The organism is Haloferax mucosum ATCC BAA-1512, assembly GCF_000337815.1.
GTDB classification, from domain to species: Archaea; Halobacteriota; Halobacteria; order Halobacteriales; family Haloferacaceae; genus Haloferax; species Haloferax mucosum.
The window spans coordinates 53,994-72,359 of the sequence record NZ_AOLN01000010.1; the positions used below are offsets into that span (position 1 = coordinate 53,994).

Consider the following 18,366-nt stretch of genomic DNA (forward strand, 5'->3'; position numbering starts at 1 on the left):
GCACTAGTACTCGACGGATTTTATCGACCGACAGAGTCCGACCGACGACGAACAGTCCCGAAAGAATTACACTTTCGTAAACCTCGACTAGCATCGTGGTTTACGAGACAGGTAACCGAACGGTCGATGACGCGGTCGCAACGATACTCGACGGCGGCGAACTCGACCGAACAGACGCGCTGGCGCTGATAGCGCAACCCGTTGCAGACCTCGCGCCCGCCGCCGACGTCGTTCGGTCGTATTTCGGCGACGACACCGTAGACGCATGTAGCATCGTCAACGCGAAAGCCGGCAACTGCGCAGAAGACTGCGGCTTTTGTGCGCAGTCGGTGCACTTCGACACCGGCATCGAAACCTACGGCTTTCTCGACCCCGAGGAGATTCTCGACGCGGCAAAGCGCGCCGAGCGCGACGGCGCACAGCGATTCGGAATCGTCGTCGCCGAGAAAGGCGTCAGCAAAAGAAAGCGCCCGGACGAGTGGGACGACGTTATCCGGGCGATTCGACTCGTCCGCGACGAGACGGACGTGGAAGTAGACGCGAGCCTCGGCATCCTCACCCGAGAGGAGGCCGAAATTCTCGCTGACGAGGGAATCAACCACTACAATCACAATATCGAAACCTCGCCTCGGTACTTTCCGAACGTCGTCTCGACGCACTCGTTCGACGACCGCGTGAAGACACTCGAACGCGCGAAATCGGTCGGGATGGACCTCTGTGCCGGGGTCATCCTCGGGATGGGAGAGTCGCCGACCGACAGAGTCGATGCCGCGCTCGCCCTCCGCGACATCGGCATTTCGTCGCTTCCGGTAAACGTTCTGAACCCCGTTGCCGGAACGCCGCTCGGCGAGGAGATAGCATCCGAAATCACGACCGAGGAGATTATCAAAACCATCGCGGTCTACCGGATGCTCCACCCCGAGGTGCGCGTCAGACTCACTGGCGGACGAGAGGTGAACCTCGACGCAGACGAACAGCACCTCCCGTTCGAGGCCGGCGCGGACGGAATTCTCACCGGCGACTACCTCACCACCGAGGGCCAGTCCCCCGGCGACGACATCGAGATTATCGAACGCGCAGGACTCGAACCGAACATGGAAGCAAACGAGTTCGACCCGGAGCGTGTCAAATCCGGACGAACAGACGAGGACTCGGCGGTCGAAACGGCCGCCGGGACCGCGGTAACCAACACACGCATAACTGAAGACTAAGCTGAGATGGACGACATCAACTTCGCAGTACTCGGAACAGGAGGTATCGGACGGCGAACGCTCGAAGTCAGCACCCACAAAGACGGACTGACGCCCGTCGCGGCCTGCGACCGACACGGCGTCGCCGTCAACCACGACGGACTCGACGTCGCAGAACTGCTCGATGCGACCGAAGGGAACATCGCTGGCGACGGGACCGGTGACACCGACTCGGAAACCAGAGCGAACGACGACCGCGTAACCGACGGCGGGACGGCCGTCAAACAACACGGCGACGGCGCGGGAATCGTCGCCTCGACGCAGGGGACACCGACTGAGACCCCGATAGACGACATTATCGACGAAAGCGAGGATATCGACGCGGTGTTGCTCGCACTGCCGAACCTCGAACACGACTTCATCCCGCGTATCGCAGAGCGGTTCGCTGACGCCGAGTTCGAAGGCGTGCTCATCGACGTGCTGAAACGCTCTCGCGTTATCGGCATGCTCGACGAACGGGAGGCAACGCTCACCGACGCTGGAATCACGTTCGTCTGCGGTGCCGGGGCGACTCCCGGACTCCTCACCGGCGCGGCGGCGCTCGCCGCCCAATCGTTCGTCGAAGTCGAGGAAGTCGAGATTTGGTGGGGTGTCGGCCTCAAATCCGGCTACGAGGACAACCGCGGGACCGTCCGCGAGGACATCGCGCACCTCGACGGCTACGACATCGAGACCGCCCGCGAGATGGACGAATCGGAAATCGAGGCGGTCATCGAAGCGCACGACGGCGTTCTCGAATTCGACGACATGGAACACGCCGACGACGTGCTTCTCGAACGCGCGGGCATCTGCGACGGTGACGACGTAACCGTCGGCGGAGTTCTCGATATTCGACAGGACGAAAAGCCGACTACGACGACGGTCCGTGTAACCGGTCGAACGTTCGACGGTGAGCGCGGAACCAACACGTTCCAACTGGACGACGCGACCAGCATGGCCGCCAACGTCAACGGGCCGGCGTTGGGCTATCTGAAAGCCGCCGTCCGCCGAAACCGCGCCGGCGACTACGGCGTGTTCGGTCCGGCAGAACTGATGCCCGGCTTCTGAAACATGGACTCGGATACGACGGAAACATCGACGCGAGACCACGGCTTCGACCTCGAAGCCGACCTCGAAACCCGGGAGCGGTACGGTCTGCGCCGGACGCTAGAACCCGCCGCCGACGTGAGCGCCCGAACCCGAATCGACAGCCGAGAGCGATACGTCTTCGCCGCGAACAACTACCTCGGACTGGCGACCGACCCGCGAGTCCAGCGGGCCGCGTCCGAGGCCGCTCGCGCGGTCGGAACCGGCTCGGGTGCGAGTCGGCTCATCACCGGCGACACCGAACTCCACCGCGAACTCGAAGACGACCTCGCGGCGGTGAAACACACCGACAGAACGCTCCTGTTCTCGTCGGGCTACGCCGCGAACGTCGGAACGATTGCGGCGCTCGACCCCGACGTGATTTTCTCGGACGAACTCAACCACGCGAGCATCATCGACGGCTGTCGCCTCGCCGCCGCCGAAACGGTAGTCTACGACCACTGCGATGCGGCGTCGCTCGCGGTGAAACTCCGTAGTCGGTCGATGGACGCGGCCGACGACGAGCGCTGGCTCATCGTGACAGATACAGTCTTTAGCATGGACGGCGACGTCGCTCCGCTGGCGGCCATCTGCGACCTCGCGGCACAGTACGGCGCGTGGACGTTAGTCGATGAAGCGCACGCGACGGGCCTGTACGAAGACGGCGGCGGAATCGTCCAGCGCGACGGACTGAGCGACAGCATCGACGTGCAAGTTGGGACGCTCTCGAAGGCGCTGGCGAGTCAGGGCGGCTACGTCGCGGGGTCGGACACGCTCGTCGAGTATCTCGTCAATGAGGCCCGGTCGTTCGTCTTTTCGACGGGCTTGGCACCCCCCGCCGTCGGTGCGAGTCGCACGGCCTTGCAAATCGCCCGCGACGGAGCGCGGCGGGCGTCGCTATGGGAGAACGTCGAGACCCTTCGGGAGGGACTCGATTCGGTGGGCTATCGCGTCCTCGGAGAGACGAACGTCTTGCCGGTCCTACTCGGTGAGAGAGTGGATGCAATCGAACTCGACCGACGACTGCGAGAGCAGGATATCGTCGCGCCGGTGATTCGGCCGCCGACCGTCCCCGACGGGACGAGTCGCATCCGAGTCGCCCCGATGGCAACTCACTCCGACGCGGCTATCGAGCGGTGTCTATCAGCGTTCGAGACCGCCGGAAGAGATCTCGGGCTCATCTAAATGGAGACGATGGTTACTTCAAAACTCAACGTCGCGGTCGTCGGAACCGACACCGGCGTCGGAAAGACGGTCGTCACCGCTGGAGTCGTCGGGTGGCTTCGAGCGGCCGGGTACGACGCTCGCGCAGTCAAACCGGTGCAGACCGGACATCCGCCGGACGACGATGCTGGATTCGTCGCGGCGGCGTGCGGAACCCACGCGGCGGCAACCTGCGGCCCGCGACTCGAACCAGCGCTCGCCCCCGCGGTCGCCGCCGACGTTGCCGACCGAACGCTCGAATATTCGGCGATTCGCGGGACGTGCGAGACCGAGCGCGATCGGGACGGACCGTGCGTAATCGAAGGAATCGGCGGGCTTCGGGTGCCACTCGCCGACGGACAGGAAGTTATCGACTTGGTCGCCGACCTCGGCGTCCCGGCGATTCTCGTCGGCCGGTCCGGTCTCGGGACGCTGAATCACACCGCTCTCTCCGTGGCGGCGCTTCGTCGGCGAGGCGTCGCAGTCGCAGGAGTCGTGCTGAACCAGTACGAGGGGAGCACGACTGCCGAGCGAACGAACCCCGAGATTATCGAGGATATGACTGAGTGTCCAGTGTACGCGCTTTCACCGGTCTCGATGGAGACCCCCGAAGACGTAGTCGCTGGCGTCCGCGAAGAGCTACCAGTCGAACAGTTGCTACAGACGGTCGCATCGGCAGAAGCGGACGGAAATGAGGTATCTAGGAACCCGACCGAATTCGAGAGCTAAAACGTCCTCTCAGTACGCTATTTTCGGCGGGTCTACGACGGATGCGTGATTGGAGTTGGAGCTACCGCATCGATTCGCATCCGTAAGTAGTAACACAGGGGGATGTAACAATGTCCGAACTCGACCACCCCGTGTTGCAGGAACTCATCTGGAAATCGTTGCAACCAGCGTCCCGTGTCAGCGGAACGCATTCAATTCTATTCTTGCCAACATATTAATTCTGTCTATCTATTCTTTAGATTAGATATGTCTAAAGAAATTATGAGTCGAGTATTTCATTCGGCGCTGGCGCACGGTGGACCACCACAACGAGGGAACCCCCAGCGTGCCGTCGTCGACTCGGCCGTCGGTAATTGGGGTTCCCGAGTTGCCACTCGATTGGAATAGTATTTTACTGACACCACCACATTTATGCCATCATGGTCTGTCGATTCCGATATGGCAATTGGTAAAGCCCTCCAATCCGTTCCAGGCGCGCTGGCACGGAACCCCCTCATCGTTGCCCTGTTCGGCCTGTTGGGACTCCTCCAGTCCGCTCCGACCGTCACACAGCAAATAAACCCGATTATCGGTATCACAGTGACTGGTGTATTCCTCCTTGGAATGCTTCTCGGACTGCCGTTCATCCACGGCGGCCTAATCAAAATGGCCGACGAAGCTCTCCGCGGAACGACCTCGTTGCGCACGTTCATCAGTGCGGGGAAGGAAAATTACGTCCCGCTATTGGTTGCTATGCTCGTCGTCTTCGGCGTGAACATCGTACTCGGAGTGGTCTTCTGGATCGCCGTCATGATGGGTCTCGGAGTCGGGTTCGCGGTCGGAAACGACGCCGGGCTAATCGTCGCGGGACTCATCGGTCTCGTCATCGGGCTCCTGTATCTGGTGTTCGTTTTCTTCATCCAGTTTTACTCGCAGGAGATCGTTCTCAACGACGCTAGCGCGCTCGGTAGTCTCAAACAGAGCGCGTCACTCGTCCGCGCACACCTTCTGAGCACGTTCGGATACATGGTGGTTGGCGGCATCGGCGGCGGCATACTCGGCGGTGCAGCGGGTGGAGCCGGCGCGCTGTTGCTCCCCGCACCAACGGCCGAAAGCCAGTCGTTTTCGACGGATATGCTCCTTGGAATGGGCGGCTACACCGTGATAATCGTGCTCTCGTCGATGCTTCTCGGAAGTCTGCTGACGGTGTTCTCGGTCGCGTTCTACCGCGAAATTCAGACGCCACAGCGTGGAAGTCAGCCGATGAGCACCTGATAGGCCCGGTCTCGAATCGAACCCGAACCTGTTTTTTGACGCGTCCTGTTCTACGTCGCTGTGAGGAGTGGGGACGAGACCTGCGAGCGTCGCAGTGGCCATACAGTCGCACTGCGCCCACCAGCCGAACAATTCACAATAGAGCGTGCTTTCCGTACCAGTATGCCCTCCCGAAGAACCATCCTCGGCGCACTCGGTGCGACTGCGGTGAGTAGTGTGGTTGGCTACCGGTGGCTCAACCGCGTGACGGGATACGTCCAAGAGAAATCAGTCGAAGTCAGGTACCGCGAAGACGACCGATGGCACGGTGAATCGGTGATTACGGTTGCCCTCAATTTGTCGGCCGAGTCCGACCAACCAGATTTGCACTGGCTACACGACGACTGGGAAGACCGCTTCGAGACGCCACACACGCCCGTTGTTTCCGACACGCTTCACGAAGACCTCCAACGAGAATACGAAACCGTCCGGTATGTCGTCGGGGTGTGTAGTCCCGAATGGGAGACAGACGAGGACCGAATCGGCTGTCGCAACGCGAACGTGAGTCGAGCGGACTTCAACCGCGTGCAGGCCCACGACCGCGTAAAGGCCTCGTACGACTCGTTGGGTCTCTCGATTCACGACGTCGAAGGAACGTGGTCGTTCGACGAACGCTAAAACGACCGGAGACGCTCTGTTTCCATTGACTTAGCGCAATCGAGTGAATCGAACAGCAAAATAGCATCTAGCGAGGTGAGAAAACTAACAGAGCCACCATATGTTAGAGAAAATATATGAGGGAAGGATAAACAAGTTAAAGACGCATATATTATAGATGTCTGAGATATAGAATTGCCCGGCACTGTCTAGTTAGGCCAACGTGAGAAGTGAGCAGGTCGTTGAGTGAATTGGTTAGAATGCTCACAGGACTGCTCAACGAGTGCGTTGCGACGGATTATGAAGAGACGTGGGAGCGTGAGCGGACGGCGACGTCCCAAACTCGCAGAGCGAGTTTGTGGGCTCGAAAGACGCTTGCGTCTTTCGAACGTGACGAGACGCAACGCGTCTCGTGCGCACACCAGAAATCGAAGATTTCTGGGGGCGTTCACGAGAGCGAAACCTCATCGAGAAGTGGTTTCAGACTCACATAATGCGAATCGACCACTCCCATAATTCGTGGGTGGGCAGTCATGCGAACGTCCGCGAGTGGTTCATACAATTTGCGCAATACTATGATTTTCAAAGACCGTATCAAGCAACCGGTGGACGAACTCCGATCGAGGAGGTCACTAACTAGACAGTGCACTAACCGAATCGTTGCGGAAGCACAGATATAACTGAGCCGCTCATATAGTCTCCTCGCTTAATATACTTCTCTCTTCTGGGTGTAATAGACGCCCTCGACGCTAACCTTTCCGTCTTCCACGGTGAGTTCGAGGATGGTTTCGGTCTCTATGGTGACCGGGAAGTCTTGTCCGTTGGTTGCTGACCCCGTGGCAACAACGGTGTACGCGCCGTCGCTCTCGATAGGGAACCGATACGTGGTCTTGTCGAACACAGGCGTCCGTTCGGTCTTCCACTCGCCGTCGCTCAGGAGAACGAGTGCGGATGATTTCACGAACCCTCTACCTTTCTCTCGGATGTTAAGTTTCTTGTGCGTATCGATGACGAGTTCGTCGGAGGTTCCATCGCCACCAGAGGTGAGCCGTGCGCTCTTGTAGAACTTAGAGCTGCTAATCTTGAGCATGTCTTCGTCCGTGGAGTCGCCGGACGTTATCTTCTTACGCGTCTTGTTCATACATCCTGCGAGAGAACTCGTGGCTAGGAGCCCCACGCTAGCGAGTACGCTACGTCGGTTCATAACTGCTGAAAAGAAATGCCTCGGCATAATCGTGTTGGTATATTGAAGTACTCTTGCAGTCTTGTAATTTGCTGAGATTCTAGTTTTGCAGTGGATTCGTAGAACCCGATAGAAAGAGCGGCCCTACGCAATGCCAACGCTGAAGAGCACTGTCTAGTTAGCGGTCTCCACAACCAGCGTTCGTCCGTCGAGCGACTGATGCGTCGGTGGAAGTTATAGTATTGCGCAAATTGTATGATGGTCAACTGGTCGCGTGAAGCTGGACGGCGAACGCCCCCACGTTTCTTCTAAATCCGCCGCAACGCACTCGCTGAGCAGGTCTGCGAGCATTCTAACCAATTCACTCAACGGCCTGCCCGTTCCTCACACTGGCCTAACTAGACAGTGCCCAGTAGACCGAATAGTAATCTATCTGTCTTTTCAACACAGAATAGTCACTTCGTGAATATGAATCACCACTCGTCGAGAGAAGAGAGTCCGTACGACAAGAGAGAACTAAAATTGGACCGTCTCAAGGATTCCCTCCTGAATCCGCACGGCCTGCGGTAGATAGAAATCCTCGATTGCGTGAAGCGGCATCGGCGTGTCGAAGCCGGTGATACGCTTGATGGGCGCCTCTTGATGTAAGAGGGCCTCTTCCTGAATCGTCGAGGAGATTTCGGCACCGAGACCGCCGGTCTTCGGGGCTTCGTGAACGACGGCGGCGCGACCGGTCTTCTTGAACGACTCGACAATCGTGTCGATGTCGAGAGGAGACAACGTGCGCAAGTCCACGACTTCGACATCGACGCCGTGTTCGTCTGCGAGGTTGTCCGCGGCGATAAGCGTCGGGCGCGTCATCGCACCCCACGTATACACCGAAATGTCGCTTCCTTCCCGCCGAACCGAAGCGTCGGAGAGCGGGACCTCGTACTCGCCGGTCGGGACGGCTTGTTTGAACGCGCGGTAGATGAGTTTCGGTTCGAGGAAAATGACCGGGTCTGGGTCTCGAAGGGACGCGATGAGAAGCCCCTTCGCGTCGTACGGCGTGCTCGGCGAGACGACCTTCAGCCCGGGTTCGTGCACGAAAAAGGCCTCTTTCGACTCCGAGTGGTGTTCGGGTGCGTGGATACCACCGCCGTACGGCGCTCGAACGACCATCGGCACCGAATACTGCCCGTGGCTCCGACTCCGTAATCGGGCGGCGTGGCTCACGAGCTGATCGAACGCGGGATAGATGAATCCCATAAACTGCATCTCGGCTACCGGGCGCATCCCGGAGAGGGCGAGACCGATTGCGGACCCGACGATGCCGGCCTCCGCGAGCGGCGTATCGATGACGCGCTCGTCGCCGAACTCCTCGTAGAGACCGGCTGTCGCACGGAACACGCCGCCGTTTTTTCCCACGTCTTCGCCCAACACGACGACACTGTCGTCGCGGGACATTTCGGTGTAGAGACCGTCGCAGACCGCCTCAACGAGAGTGAGCTTCTCGATTGGCGTGTCGGCGTCCGGTGCGGTCGCCGAACTCATTCTAACACCCCGTCGAACGCACCGTCGCCGTACTTTTCGCGGAGCGCGTCGAGTTCGGCCCGCTGTTCTCGAAGCCGGTCGGGCATCTCGTCGTACACGTATTCGAATAGCTGGTTGGGGTCGGATTCCGCCTGTTCGGCCGCCTCGATTGCATCGCTAATCGTCGCCTCGATGCGGGCATCCATCTCGGCTTCGAGACGCTCGTCGAGAAGGCCCTGCTTGTACAAGAACTTCCCAAATCGGTCAACTGGGTCCTTGGCTTTCCATTCGTTCGCTTCGTCCTCGTCTCGGTACGCGGACGGGTCGTCGGCCGTCGTGTGGGCACCGAAGCGATACAGGACCGCCTCGATGAGCGTCGGACGTCGTTCACCGGCCGCCGGTGCCTTAGCCTTGTTGAGCGCCTCGTTCGTGACCTGATACATCGCAAGCGGGTCGAGTCCGTCCACGCGGACGCCCTCGATACCATACGACTGGGCTTTCTGTGCGATAGTTTCACTCGCCGTCTGCCGCTCTCGGGGAACGGAAATCGCCCACTGGTTGTTGTTGCAGACGAAGACCGCTGGCACGTCGAAGACACCGGCGAAGTTCAGTCCCTCGTGGAAGTCACCCTCGGAGGTCGCGCCGTCGCCGAGATGACAGAGGACCGCGTGGTCGGCCTTCCCCTGTAGTTTGTGCCCCCAAGCCATGCCCATCGCTTGCGGCACCTGCGTTGCGATGGGGATGTACTCGGGCATGACGTTGACACCGTCGGGGACTGCATAGCCGTCTCGAATCCCGCGAAGTGGCTTCAGTAGTGACGCCAACTGGACGCCATGCACGTACTTCGCCGCGTGTTCGCGGTACGTCGGAAACAGCCAGTCCTGTTCGTCCAACGCATAGCTCGTTGCGACCTGTGCACCCTCTTGGCCCGTCATGGGCGCGTAGGTTGCGATTCGGCCCTGACGCTGTAAACTGATTGCGCGCTCGTCGAACCGACGGGCGAGTTTGATGTCCTCGTACATCGAGACGAGCGTTTCGTCTGAGAGGTCCGGGAGCGTTGCGTTCGGGCAGACGTTGCCGTCCGCATCCAATACCTGAACTGGTTGCTCAGCGATCGTCACGGGACTGCTGGTGTCTTGCTGGTCGAGTTCCTTTTGTGCGCTCATTGGTGGTGGTCGATATACCGGTGGTTAGTTTGCCGTCTGTGCCACGGCCAGTCTGGATACCCACGCGATCTCGCGTTTGGACGTCGTGAGTTAGTTCCAGCAGTTGTGTCCGATGTGAGAGCGGGTATCGCCTCGCATCGAAGCGACTGTTGTCAGTTTAAATGTAATAAGAGAAATCGCGCTAAAAATGGCTCCCAGGTGCCGAACTGGCTCGTTCGCCGCGCGAATCTCTGGTTCACTGACTGTCACCATATTTACCTCAATCGACAGGTAATAACTTAATAGTTCTGTGAGAAGTAATCACAATGTTCGATGATGATAGACTACGAGGCGAAAGTCGTCCTCAACGGAAACAGATAGACAAGATTGTCCACCAATACGGCCGAGTTTCAGGCACAGTTGCGCCGACTGATTTCAGTCGGTGGTGACACCACGTATCCAAGCTATCGGGATGGAACAGAATTCAAATATATTTGATAGTGTGCGCCAGAAATGAGAATTCAAGAACCAATGTGGATATTATTTAAAACTTAATTCAATTGGTTCCGATTTAGTAGCGTTAAGCGTGGACAAACAAGAATTAGTAGAATACGAATATCTTGGGTGGCCATGTTCCGAAGGGAGGTCATAACAAACAGGGAGAATCAGCGTTCGAGACGAGGCCCACCAGTGTACGGACGGATGAGTTAGAACACGCCGTCAGCAGTTTCGTACAGATACCGCTTATGAGCCTCATGTAGACCGATTGTAAACTCGACTGACTGGTCGAGGCGCGTTACAGTCGTATGTGTGTAACCTCAATTTTCCATAGTTTCGTCCTCGGCGACGCAAGAACTCATGTCCGAGTAACTCGGATATTCGAAACATCCGGTCGGCAACGTTAGAGTAGGCGGACGCAAGTCACGGCAAGACTCAACGATAAGACGGTTCAACGAGCGAGATTCGTTCCACACTATCAGCATAAAAGCTAAACCAGATAGAACTACATGATAAAGCATGACTGAGCGCCCCCGGTCGAATCGTCCGGTAACCACGACGGAATCGTCGATTCAAATACTGAGACTGCTCAAGGACAGACCGGGCTGTACGCTCGACGAACTCACCGACGAACTCGACTTGGCTCGGAGCACGATTCATCGGCATCTCCTCACCCTCGAAGACAACGACCTTCTCTTTAGAGAAGACGGTGCGTTCTATCTGAGCCTCTGGCTCTTAGATTTCGGAATCAGCGCCCGCGACCGCGTCTCGTTTTTCGACGTCGCGCGAAGACAGGTTGACCGGTTAGCCGAGGAGACCGGCGAGAAAGTCTGGCTCGTTGCGAAAGAAGGCGACTACAGCGTGCACCTGTACAAGGCCGAGGGTGCGAGTCCGTTAGCGACTTCCGCACGAGTCGGTCAACGCCGCCACCTCCACCAACTCGCCGCTGGAAAGGCGATGCTAGCGTATCTTCCCGACGAAGAGCGCGACGGAATCCTCGACCGGCGAGGGCTGGTCGAAGCGACAGATGAGACGATTACCGACAGGGAAACACTCCTCGAAGAACTGTCCTCGATTCGAGACCGTGGCTATGCGTTCAACCTCGGCGAGTCGATAGAGGGCTTGAATGCGGTCGGAGCACCGATTCGTGACGAAACGGGTGCGCCGGTCGGCGGAATCAGCATCTCCGGGCCAGCGAACCGGATAAAAGGAAGCCTGCTACGGGACGAACTGCCAGACAAACTACTGGCCACGATCGACGAGATACACATCAACATCAAGTACGGAGGAGCCAACTGAGCGTCAGTCGCTCGTACGCGGAGACTCTGCTGAAGATGACGAGCGTGTGGTCGGCGGCGTCGATAGACGAGAGGAGACGCGGCCAGACGAGGTCACCCGTGGCCGCATCGACGGCGACCATCGTTTGAGCCTTCGAGGTTGCATAGGCCCGTTCGAGTGTCACAGCGGCCGTAGAATCCAGAGCCGAAACCTCAACCGTCACCGCGTGTGGCCTGTGATTTTGGATTTCGACAACGTTCTGCAACCGGTACATCGGCAGGGTCGAGGTATCGCAGTGCCCGAGTATCACTGTCGTCGCGTTGCTCTAGCGAGACCGAGGAGACACCCGGCAGGCGTCCGAGCAGTCCGGACCGATCCGTCACGTCCGTGACTCGCTCACGTTCGACACGCCACTGCGGCTCGTCCAGCAGGCAGTCGTGACAGACGATGCTATTTACGCACACTCGGTACTCTACGTGCCCCCACCGGAGGTCTCGCTCCACGAGTGTGTGTGCGACGACCACCACCACGACCGCACTCGCACCGACGACTGCCCACGTCACCCCGGCGACGACGTACCCGAGGAAGGCGATGACGGCCGCCGCGGCGAAGCGTCGGGGGTTCAGCATCCCGAGGATTCCGTCAACGACGGCGCCGACCCACACCGCGTGGCGGTTCGTGTGGAGCACGTTTGTCGGGTCTCCATCGGGGACGGAGACGGGTGCCCACGTATCGTCGTCTGCGGTCTCGAAATCGGCCTCGCTCGGGGCAAGTGGGTCGAACCGCTCGCTCTGACCGACCGCGGTGTACACGTCGAACCCGACGCGAGCGGAGTATACGAGCATGAAGAGGAACCCCGTGTTCTCGGTCTGTGACAGGTCGAGTGAGGTTCCCCAGACGACGATTACCACGAACGCAACACTTTCGAGGAGCGACCGCGCTGTGAGAATCGACTGTGGGACAAGTTCGCGGTAGTCGCGCGAGCGGACGTGATCCGCGAATGTCGTTCCCTCGCGGGCGAGCGTCGTCACGCCCGCGAGGAGGAGACTCTCGACGAACACCCCACTCTCAGCGGTCGCAAACCAGAGCACGGCACCACTGATGAGCGAGAGGCCCATGACCACTCGGCCAAGCCCGAGTACGCGAGGGAACGAACGCGGGTAAGCCGGCGGCAGTGCCCGGTGAAGTCGAAAACTCCCACGCTTCTCACGGAGGGAGCGGAACGGTGACCGCCACCCCCACCGTGAGTCAGCGGCCGCCCAGTTCTCCGGGGCGGCGCGCTGGCCCGCGAACGTCGCCTCCAGCGTCTGCCGGAGCGCGCCAACGGTAATCTCAACCCAGTAGACGACCAGGAGGTGTGCGAGACCCCAGTCGAACAGGAGGATTCCGACGAGTGGAAGCGCGTTGGCCGCGGCGACGCCAGCCAACGTACGCCGCCACATCTGCAGTCCGTTCGTCACAGTGCGTGCAGATTTTCTACTGTCGAACTAACAATTTATGAAACGAAAGTTGCGTTGTGCCGTACAAAGTATGCATCACGGTGCTATGTTTCATGAGACGGTTCTCGGGAAGCATCAGACCGATGAGAGAAGGGTCGTGTTCTGTGGGGCCGTTAGCGAGTAGGGTCTGTGGAGGGCCTGCGAGAACCGTTCTAAACGACGCCCACTTTTCTTCTCAAACTGGCGTAACTAGGTGCTACTCCTCCGATGGACATGGCTGGCTCACCGGTAGTTGATCGATACACTAACTATTCGTCGCTTAGAACCTCGATATCACAACCGAGTGGTGGTTCTCCGCTTCCCTCCCCGTACTTTGCGATGAACTCCTTCTGTATCGTTTTATCCAGATTTTTCGTTTCAACCTCCACGGTGAATTTCAGTTCAGTGCCGCAGGTGACGTCCTCGTTTTGTACGTTCCCGAACGGAACATGCTCTGTTCTGATGGCCTTTGTAGAGTCTGCCCCAATGTTGACTGATTTTCCGCGGCGAATCCCATTCAGCGGCGAATTAGAGTCGGTCGTAGGCGCAGGAACGCCACCACTGAACGAAAGTGATCTAATACCTTCCGGTGCGTTCCCGGTGTTGCGAATACGCACAAAGCCGCGGAATTTCCAGCGACTACTCCTTTTATCCCAGTCTAGACTAGGATCACTTGTTCCAGGACCAGCCTCGATAATCTCAATTTCTGGACGGAGGGTGATTGTCTGAGATTCTACTGGTTTTCTATCTTTAACCGCTGTGATAGTGTGTTCTCCAGGTACGTGGTCTGCAATGTTGAACCGAGCCGTTGTAGCAACGGTCATATCCGCGTTTCCAGCCAGTTGCCTATTTGGATTAGCTAGGGTAATCCGATCTATGGACACCTCTGGGTTGCGCTTGACGACTAAATCTGTGCCTTCTGTTTTAACACTGCTAATAATACTCTGTGACTCTTCTTCTTCCTCTTCGGATGTCGTCTGTTCTGACGTCTCCTCACGTTCTGTTGGGGTTCCAGTATCTGACTGGTCCATACACCCCGCGAGAGATGCTGATGCACCGATGCTTGCGAGTGCTGTTTTGAGGGCGGTACGTCGGCTGATAGAATTCTGTTGGTTCATTTTATGTTCTCCAAGGAGACCAAGTTTTACTCTTATCTCAAATCTGATTCTACCCCGGGACCCTTTATATGTTATTTTTTAACTGATGGTAGTGAAAATGCGTAGACAATATTACAATAGAACGGTCGGGAACGACCCATGCGGAATCGACACCAACCCGAGTGACAGATAGTTTGAAAATAATGAGCCAATACATGATCAATGCAATATATTTTAAAACACATGGTGAAAAGTGGACCAGATGAACTGTCAACGCGCTGTATAGAGCAATTTTGGGAGGCTGTTAGCAGTGGGTTCGATATACGATTTCAGACTGACAAAAGGACTGCTAAGTGGTGGAGTTGTATTTGGCGTCGTGGGAGTATCACTTCTGATTATATCCGCACCCAGAATTGTCGGTTTGATAGCAGAAATTTAGACTCTGTTGGCTCTGTTGAAATCCCCGATGGATAATCGGGTCAAGGCCGTGCAGAGTACAGCGCGAGTTGATCACTTCAAATTTAAACGTTCTATCAACCAACGTTTCACTATGCCCCGCGACACAATCGTTTCGTGGAAGACGTTTGCGCTCTTTATCCTCTTTCCACCACTGGCTATCGTCGCAATCATATTCTTCCCGCTGACGCTACTCGTCTTCTTCTGGCTCTACCACCGAGGAAAACAAGATGCGAGACGCGAAGAATATTCAAAACTGCGTGGCTGAGTACACGCTTTCAACGCTATCTTCGTTTGTATCCTGCTGAACTCATCCACTATATTCAGCACACTACATCCATCGAATTGCCTCGGGTTCAGAGCGTCCCCGGCCGTGAGGGAACTCCTCCCTCTCGACGTGATGTGAGGTGTGCAACCGCCTTGGGATGTGTTCGGCAGGGCTTTCTCAATCACTCAGTCACGCTTCTCTCGACCAACAGTGTCGTCGGCATCGATGTTTTCAGGTTCGACCGCAGTCGCGGCTCGAAGCACTACACGAAGCGAACGAAACTGACGATTCAGTACTGGTAAGTTGTAGTTTTCGTTGACACGATAGCGAACGCTATCATCGACGAACACGCTGGAAGTGACACGTAATATATAGTCGGTGTCGCGTCAGTCCAGTCGAGCGACCATGCCATGAATTCTGCGCACGCCTACCAAATGTGTGAATTGTATTAGAGTTACGGCCACAAAACACATACGACCATTCGGGTTCACGTGTAGCGTAGTTGTCGATATGTCGGACGTAAGAGATACGACGTCAGTTAGTTCGCGTCTCCGCGAGCGGGTCAAGTCTATCAGCCCGACTTCCCTGACACTGTTGGGGTTCATCGGATTCCTCGGAGATGCGTTCCCCCAACTAGAGGTACTCACGCTGTTCCATCTGTTCTGGCTGTTCGCGCTGTGGCCGTTCGCATCGATGCTGTGTGCCACGGTCAAGCAATCACTCGGCTTCGACGAGGGTGAGAAGGGTCCGCGCGACTGGCTCGAAATGAATGACGGATGGCGCGGACAGGTCGCCTTTCTGCTCGGCGTTCCACTTTCGGTGCTCAACCCGTGGATGTTCCGGCAGGACGTGATGCAGTTGTTCGGGAGTCTCGTGGCTGGAATCAGACACCGTGGGTCACTCCCCGCTCCGGACACATACACGCAGGCAACGCGATATCGGCTTCCTGTCGATGGAACGTGGACAGTCGTCAACGGGAGCCCGATAAAAGCGTACTCTCATTCGTGGTTTCCGGCGACCCAGCGCTACGCCTACGACTTCGTCATCACCGACGAATCGGGGCGGAGCCGTCCCGAGGGGACCGATTCGAGTACCGAGAATTACTACTGCTATGACGAACCCGTTCTCGCACCTGCTAGTGGGGTTGTCGTTGCTGTGCACGATAGTGACCCGGAACTCAAGCGAGCCGGTGGGCTTTCTCATCCACTCAAGCGTAGTCTCACTGGAAATTGTGTCATGATTCGACACGCGAACATGGAGTACAGTTGCCTCGCCCACCTTATCCCGGGAAGCATCGAGGTCGAACCGGGAGATACCGTCGAATGCGGGGAGCAGATCGGCCGATGCGGCCACTCCGGGAACTCGTCAGAGCCACATCTCCATTTTCAACTGCAAGACCATCCGGCGTTCGAAGTTGCGGCAGGTTTACCAGTCCGGTTCGACGACGTGACTGTAGACACACCTGGGGTCGATGTCGTGAAGTCCACCGACTGGACCGAACCGGAAGGTGGTCCCGGGTCCCACATCCACGTCGGCCAGCGGGTATCACACGTCCCCGAGATGAGGTCGGGAGAGAGTGATACAGTCGGTGATTCTCCTGACGCCACCGATACGTCGAAACTAAGTCGCGTCGGGACCCTCAGTCGGGTCGCTACCGGCCTCTCTCTCGGCGGCTTCGTCACCGCCGTCGTGGGGGTTGTCGCACCGTCACGACTGACGGTTGTACTCGCGCTCGCGGTCCTCGCTACCCTCGGGCTTGTATATCAAGTCGTCCGACAGTTCTCGAACGGCGGCCACGTGCGTCTCAAATCGCTCAGCCAGGGGTGTGGAGTAGGTATGGCCGCAATGCTGTTGGCTGTATCTGTCGCTTCGGGGACGTTCTCTTCGTTCAGTTCGCTCGCAGTCGGTGCAGGTGTGTTTACGATAGGCTTCGTTCTGTACACCGCCGTTTGGGAGTATGGCCGCTGGAGTCTCGTTTAGGTCTACCTCCGGTAAACAACACCACGCTTCAACATGGATGGACGTGCTCTTTTGCGAGCAAAGTCACAACAGCGGCTACCTGTGAGACACCAACAGCGATAGTAGAATTTGGAAGTCTTTGCGGGAGTACCCGCCAAAGACTGGTGTACCTCGTTGATTTTTAGATAGCTGGTGAGAGATGTAAGTAGATACTTTTGGAGAGAACTATCGGTGAGTAAGGTTACTCAAAAACAGGACTCTCTGTGAAGCTGATATCTACGTTGTTTTTGTGTTATACTCATTAATACCTACGAAATTAAACATGAAAATGAAAAACGATTGCGATTAACCTGCTCAAAAGACCAATCACTTCCCAAATTATCAAGGCAACACTAGTAGAATAATATCAATAATATAAAAGGAAACCATTATCAAACTATAATACAAAATGTATACCAGCTCACAAGTATGGCATCTCATCTGTCCCCGCTGAAAGTTATCCTTTCTCGGCATCAACTTCTGGAACAAATTGATAACGGTGTTAGCGATAAGAGAGAGTTGTATGGGAGTTTAGATAGCTCTCGAACAACTATTGACCGCGCAATTAGGGAACTCGAAGAAGAAAACATTCTTTCTCGTCATGGCCGGCATTGTGAATTCACTCGGTTTGGGAGACTAACTTACAATTATTTTAATAGATTGTCTAAAGAATACGAAGCAATTCATTCTGCAAGTGAACTCCTTTCTGTTCTACCAGGGGAGTCTAAGCTTGAACAGGACCTGTTAGATGGCTCAGACGTAACGTTGGCAAGCCAACGCGCACCAGCAGCACCATTTAGGGAAATTTCAGGCGTGCCAGATGATGAGCCGATCCAGGCCTTGCTCCCCATTTTATTTCCACAACAACTCCAATTCATCTGTGAAAGATTAAACCATGGTAGTTCCATCGAACTTGTTATTCATAGGGATCTGATTACAATACTCAAAAATAAATATAGGAAAGAATATTCAGCACTTCGTAATAGTGATGTGGAGATTGCTACGGCAGCAAGGCTACCGCAGTTTGGTTTAATCATTATTGGCTCGCAAGAGTTTTGGTTAAGCGTCCACCGTGAGAGTGGTGGGCTCCTTGGTCTCATCAACAACACAACGCCACACGCAGTAAAAAGGGCACGAAAACTATTCAATAATATTAAAAAACAAAATAGTGGTTGTGAACCGACTAGTAAAATATAATACTTACTCTGAGTTGTACCGTTACGAGTTTGTAGACGACTCAGCGAATACTGTGCGACGAATTTGGCAGAATTTTGAGAATAATCTGGTAGTAACGTTCACGATAGTAATACCCTCGT

The 18,366-nt window shown here is 56.5% G+C and carries 16 protein-coding genes and 2 pseudogenes; 12 read left to right on the top strand and 6 right to left on the bottom strand.

What is annotated here, in order from left to right; all coding sequences use genetic code 11:
- The first annotated feature begins 95 nt into the window (after positions 1-95).
- The 7 genes and pseudogenes from bioB to C440_RS17040 form a co-directional block, all read left to right on the top strand.
- A complete protein-coding gene (gene bioB / locus C440_RS05970; protein ID WP_008319266.1) occupies positions 96-1,211 on the top strand; it encodes a biotin synthase BioB in 1,116 nt (371 codons plus the stop codon).
- A gap of 6 nt (positions 1,212-1,217) precedes the next feature.
- On the top strand, positions 1,218-2,297 hold the full coding sequence (locus C440_RS05975; RefSeq protein WP_008319267.1) for a hypothetical protein: 1,080 nt from the start codon (positions 1,218-1,220) through the stop codon (positions 2,295-2,297).
- Between the two features lie 3 nt (positions 2,298-2,300).
- On the top strand, positions 2,301-3,500 hold the full coding sequence (locus C440_RS05980; protein WP_008319268.1) for an aminotransferase class I/II-fold pyridoxal phosphate-dependent enzyme: 1,200 nt from the start codon (positions 2,301-2,303) through the stop codon (positions 3,498-3,500).
- Complete coding sequence (gene bioD / locus C440_RS05985) at positions 3,501-4,247, top strand: dethiobiotin synthase (RefSeq protein WP_008319269.1); 747 nt, start codon at positions 3,501-3,503, stop codon at positions 4,245-4,247.
- A 438-nt stretch (positions 4,248-4,685) separates the two neighbouring features.
- Positions 4,686-5,501 (top strand): DUF7847 domain-containing protein, encoded by an 816-nt coding sequence (locus C440_RS05990; protein ID WP_008319271.1) that lies wholly within the window; start codon positions 4,686-4,688, stop codon positions 5,499-5,501.
- Between the two features lie 162 nt (positions 5,502-5,663).
- A complete protein-coding gene (locus C440_RS05995; protein WP_008319273.1) occupies positions 5,664-6,158 on the top strand; it encodes a hypothetical protein in 495 nt (164 codons plus the stop codon).
- Positions 6,159-6,591: 433 nt separating this feature from the next.
- Positions 6,592-6,777 (top strand): annotated as a pseudogene (locus C440_RS17040) (IS6 family transposase); the annotation flags it as partial.
- 66 nt (positions 6,778-6,843) lie between these two features.
- Here the strand turns inward: C440_RS17040 and C440_RS06000 are convergent.
- The 3 genes from C440_RS06000 to pdhA form a co-directional block, all read right to left on the bottom strand.
- Positions 6,844-7,341: a hypothetical protein gene (locus C440_RS06000; RefSeq protein ID WP_206537074.1), complete on the bottom strand. Its 498-nt coding sequence runs from the start codon at positions 7,339-7,341 to the stop codon at positions 6,844-6,846.
- A 495-nt stretch (positions 7,342-7,836) separates the two neighbouring features.
- Complete coding sequence (locus C440_RS06005; RefSeq protein ID WP_008319276.1) at positions 7,837-8,853, bottom strand: alpha-ketoacid dehydrogenase subunit beta; 1,017 nt, start codon at positions 8,851-8,853, stop codon at positions 7,837-7,839.
- Positions 8,850-9,998, bottom strand: a complete 1,149-nt coding sequence (pdhA, locus tag C440_RS06010) for a pyruvate dehydrogenase (acetyl-transferring) E1 component subunit alpha (RefSeq protein ID WP_008319278.1) — start codon at positions 9,996-9,998, stop codon at positions 8,850-8,852. The genes C440_RS06005 and pdhA overlap by 4 nt, the downstream gene beginning before the upstream one ends.
- 996 nt (positions 9,999-10,994) lie before the next feature.
- Here pdhA and C440_RS06015 point away from each other — a divergent pair.
- Entirely contained in the window at positions 10,995-11,774 is a 780-nt protein-coding gene (locus C440_RS06015; RefSeq protein ID WP_008319279.1) for an IclR family transcriptional regulator, read from the top strand.
- Here the strand turns inward: C440_RS06015 and C440_RS06020 are convergent.
- The 3 genes from C440_RS06020 to C440_RS17320 all read right to left on the bottom strand — a co-directional run bounded on the left by C440_RS06020 (position 11,752) and on the right by C440_RS17320 (position 14,262).
- Complete coding sequence (locus tag C440_RS06020) at positions 11,752-11,937, bottom strand: hypothetical protein (protein ID WP_152417842.1); 186 nt, start codon at positions 11,935-11,937, stop codon at positions 11,752-11,754. The genes C440_RS06015 and C440_RS06020 overlap by 23 nt on opposite strands.
- Positions 11,938-11,965: 28 nt before the next feature.
- Positions 11,966-13,195 carry a DUF6498-containing protein gene (locus C440_RS06025; RefSeq protein WP_008319282.1) on the bottom strand — a complete coding sequence of 410 codons (1,230 nt, stop codon included), beginning with the start codon at positions 13,193-13,195 and terminating at the stop codon, positions 11,966-11,968.
- Positions 13,196-13,500: 305 nt separating this feature from the next.
- Positions 13,501-14,262, bottom strand: a complete 762-nt coding sequence (locus tag C440_RS17320; RefSeq protein WP_152417843.1) for a hypothetical protein — start codon at positions 14,260-14,262, stop codon at positions 13,501-13,503.
- A gap of 616 nt (positions 14,263-14,878) precedes the next feature.
- On the opposite strand from C440_RS17320, the gene C440_RS17685 reads away from it, so the two are divergent.
- The 4 genes and pseudogenes from C440_RS17685 to C440_RS18035 all read left to right on the top strand — a co-directional run bounded on the left by C440_RS17685 (position 14,879) and on the right by C440_RS18035 (position 18,247).
- Positions 14,879-15,052, top strand: a complete 174-nt coding sequence (locus tag C440_RS17685; RefSeq protein ID WP_008319284.1) for a hypothetical protein — start codon at positions 14,879-14,881, stop codon at positions 15,050-15,052.
- Between the two features lie 176 nt (positions 15,053-15,228).
- Positions 15,229-15,351 (top strand): annotated as a pseudogene (locus C440_RS18030) (IS5/IS1182 family transposase); the annotation flags it as partial.
- Between the two features lie 211 nt (positions 15,352-15,562).
- Entirely contained in the window at positions 15,563-17,032 is a 1,470-nt protein-coding gene (locus tag C440_RS06030) for a M23 family metallopeptidase (protein WP_049915419.1), read from the top strand.
- A 447-nt stretch (positions 17,033-17,479) separates the two neighbouring features.
- Complete coding sequence (locus tag C440_RS18035) at positions 17,480-18,247, top strand: transcriptional regulator FilR1 domain-containing protein (protein ID WP_241432002.1); 768 nt, start codon at positions 17,480-17,482, stop codon at positions 18,245-18,247.
- Positions 18,248-18,366: the final 119 nt, after the last annotated feature.

What these genes read in the sequence shown, in the direction of transcription:
- C440_RS05975 (WP_008319267.1), top strand. Translation starts at nt 1,218, where the DNA reads ATGGACGACATCAACTTCGCAGTACTCGGAACAGGAGGTATCGGACGG.
- C440_RS05980 (WP_008319268.1), top strand. Translation starts at nt 2,301, where the DNA reads ATGGACTCGGATACGACGGAAACATCGACGCGAGACCACGGCTTCGAC.
- bioD (WP_008319269.1), top strand. Translation starts at nt 3,501, where the DNA reads ATGGAGACGATGGTTACTTCAAAACTCAACGTCGCGGTCGTCGGAACC.
- C440_RS05990 (WP_008319271.1), top strand. Translation starts at nt 4,686, where the DNA reads ATGGCAATTGGTAAAGCCCTCCAATCCGTTCCAGGCGCGCTGGCACGG.
- C440_RS05995 (WP_008319273.1), top strand. Translation starts at nt 5,664, where the DNA reads ATGCCCTCCCGAAGAACCATCCTCGGCGCACTCGGTGCGACTGCGGTG.
- C440_RS06000 (WP_206537074.1), bottom strand. Translation starts at nt 7,341, where the DNA reads ATGAACCGACGTAGCGTACTCGCTAGCGTGGGGCTCCTAGCCACGAGT.
- C440_RS06005 (WP_008319276.1), bottom strand. Translation starts at nt 8,853, where the DNA reads ATGAGTTCGGCGACCGCACCGGACGCCGACACGCCAATCGAGAAGCTC.
- pdhA (WP_008319278.1), bottom strand. Translation starts at nt 9,998, where the DNA reads ATGAGCGCACAAAAGGAACTCGACCAGCAAGACACCAGCAGTCCCGTG.
- C440_RS06015 (WP_008319279.1), top strand. Translation starts at nt 10,995, where the DNA reads ATGACTGAGCGCCCCCGGTCGAATCGTCCGGTAACCACGACGGAATCG.
- C440_RS06025 (WP_008319282.1), bottom strand. Translation starts at nt 13,195, where the DNA reads ATGTGGCGGCGTACGTTGGCTGGCGTCGCCGCGGCCAACGCGCTTCCA.
- C440_RS17320 (WP_152417843.1), bottom strand. Translation starts at nt 14,262, where the DNA reads ATGGACCAGTCAGATACTGGAACCCCAACAGAACGTGAGGAGACGTCA.
- C440_RS17685 (WP_008319284.1), top strand. Translation starts at nt 14,879, where the DNA reads ATGCCCCGCGACACAATCGTTTCGTGGAAGACGTTTGCGCTCTTTATC.
- C440_RS06030 (WP_049915419.1), top strand. Translation starts at nt 15,563, where the DNA reads ATGTCGGACGTAAGAGATACGACGTCAGTTAGTTCGCGTCTCCGCGAG.
- C440_RS18035 (WP_241432002.1), top strand. Translation starts at nt 17,480, where the DNA reads ATGGCATCTCATCTGTCCCCGCTGAAAGTTATCCTTTCTCGGCATCAA.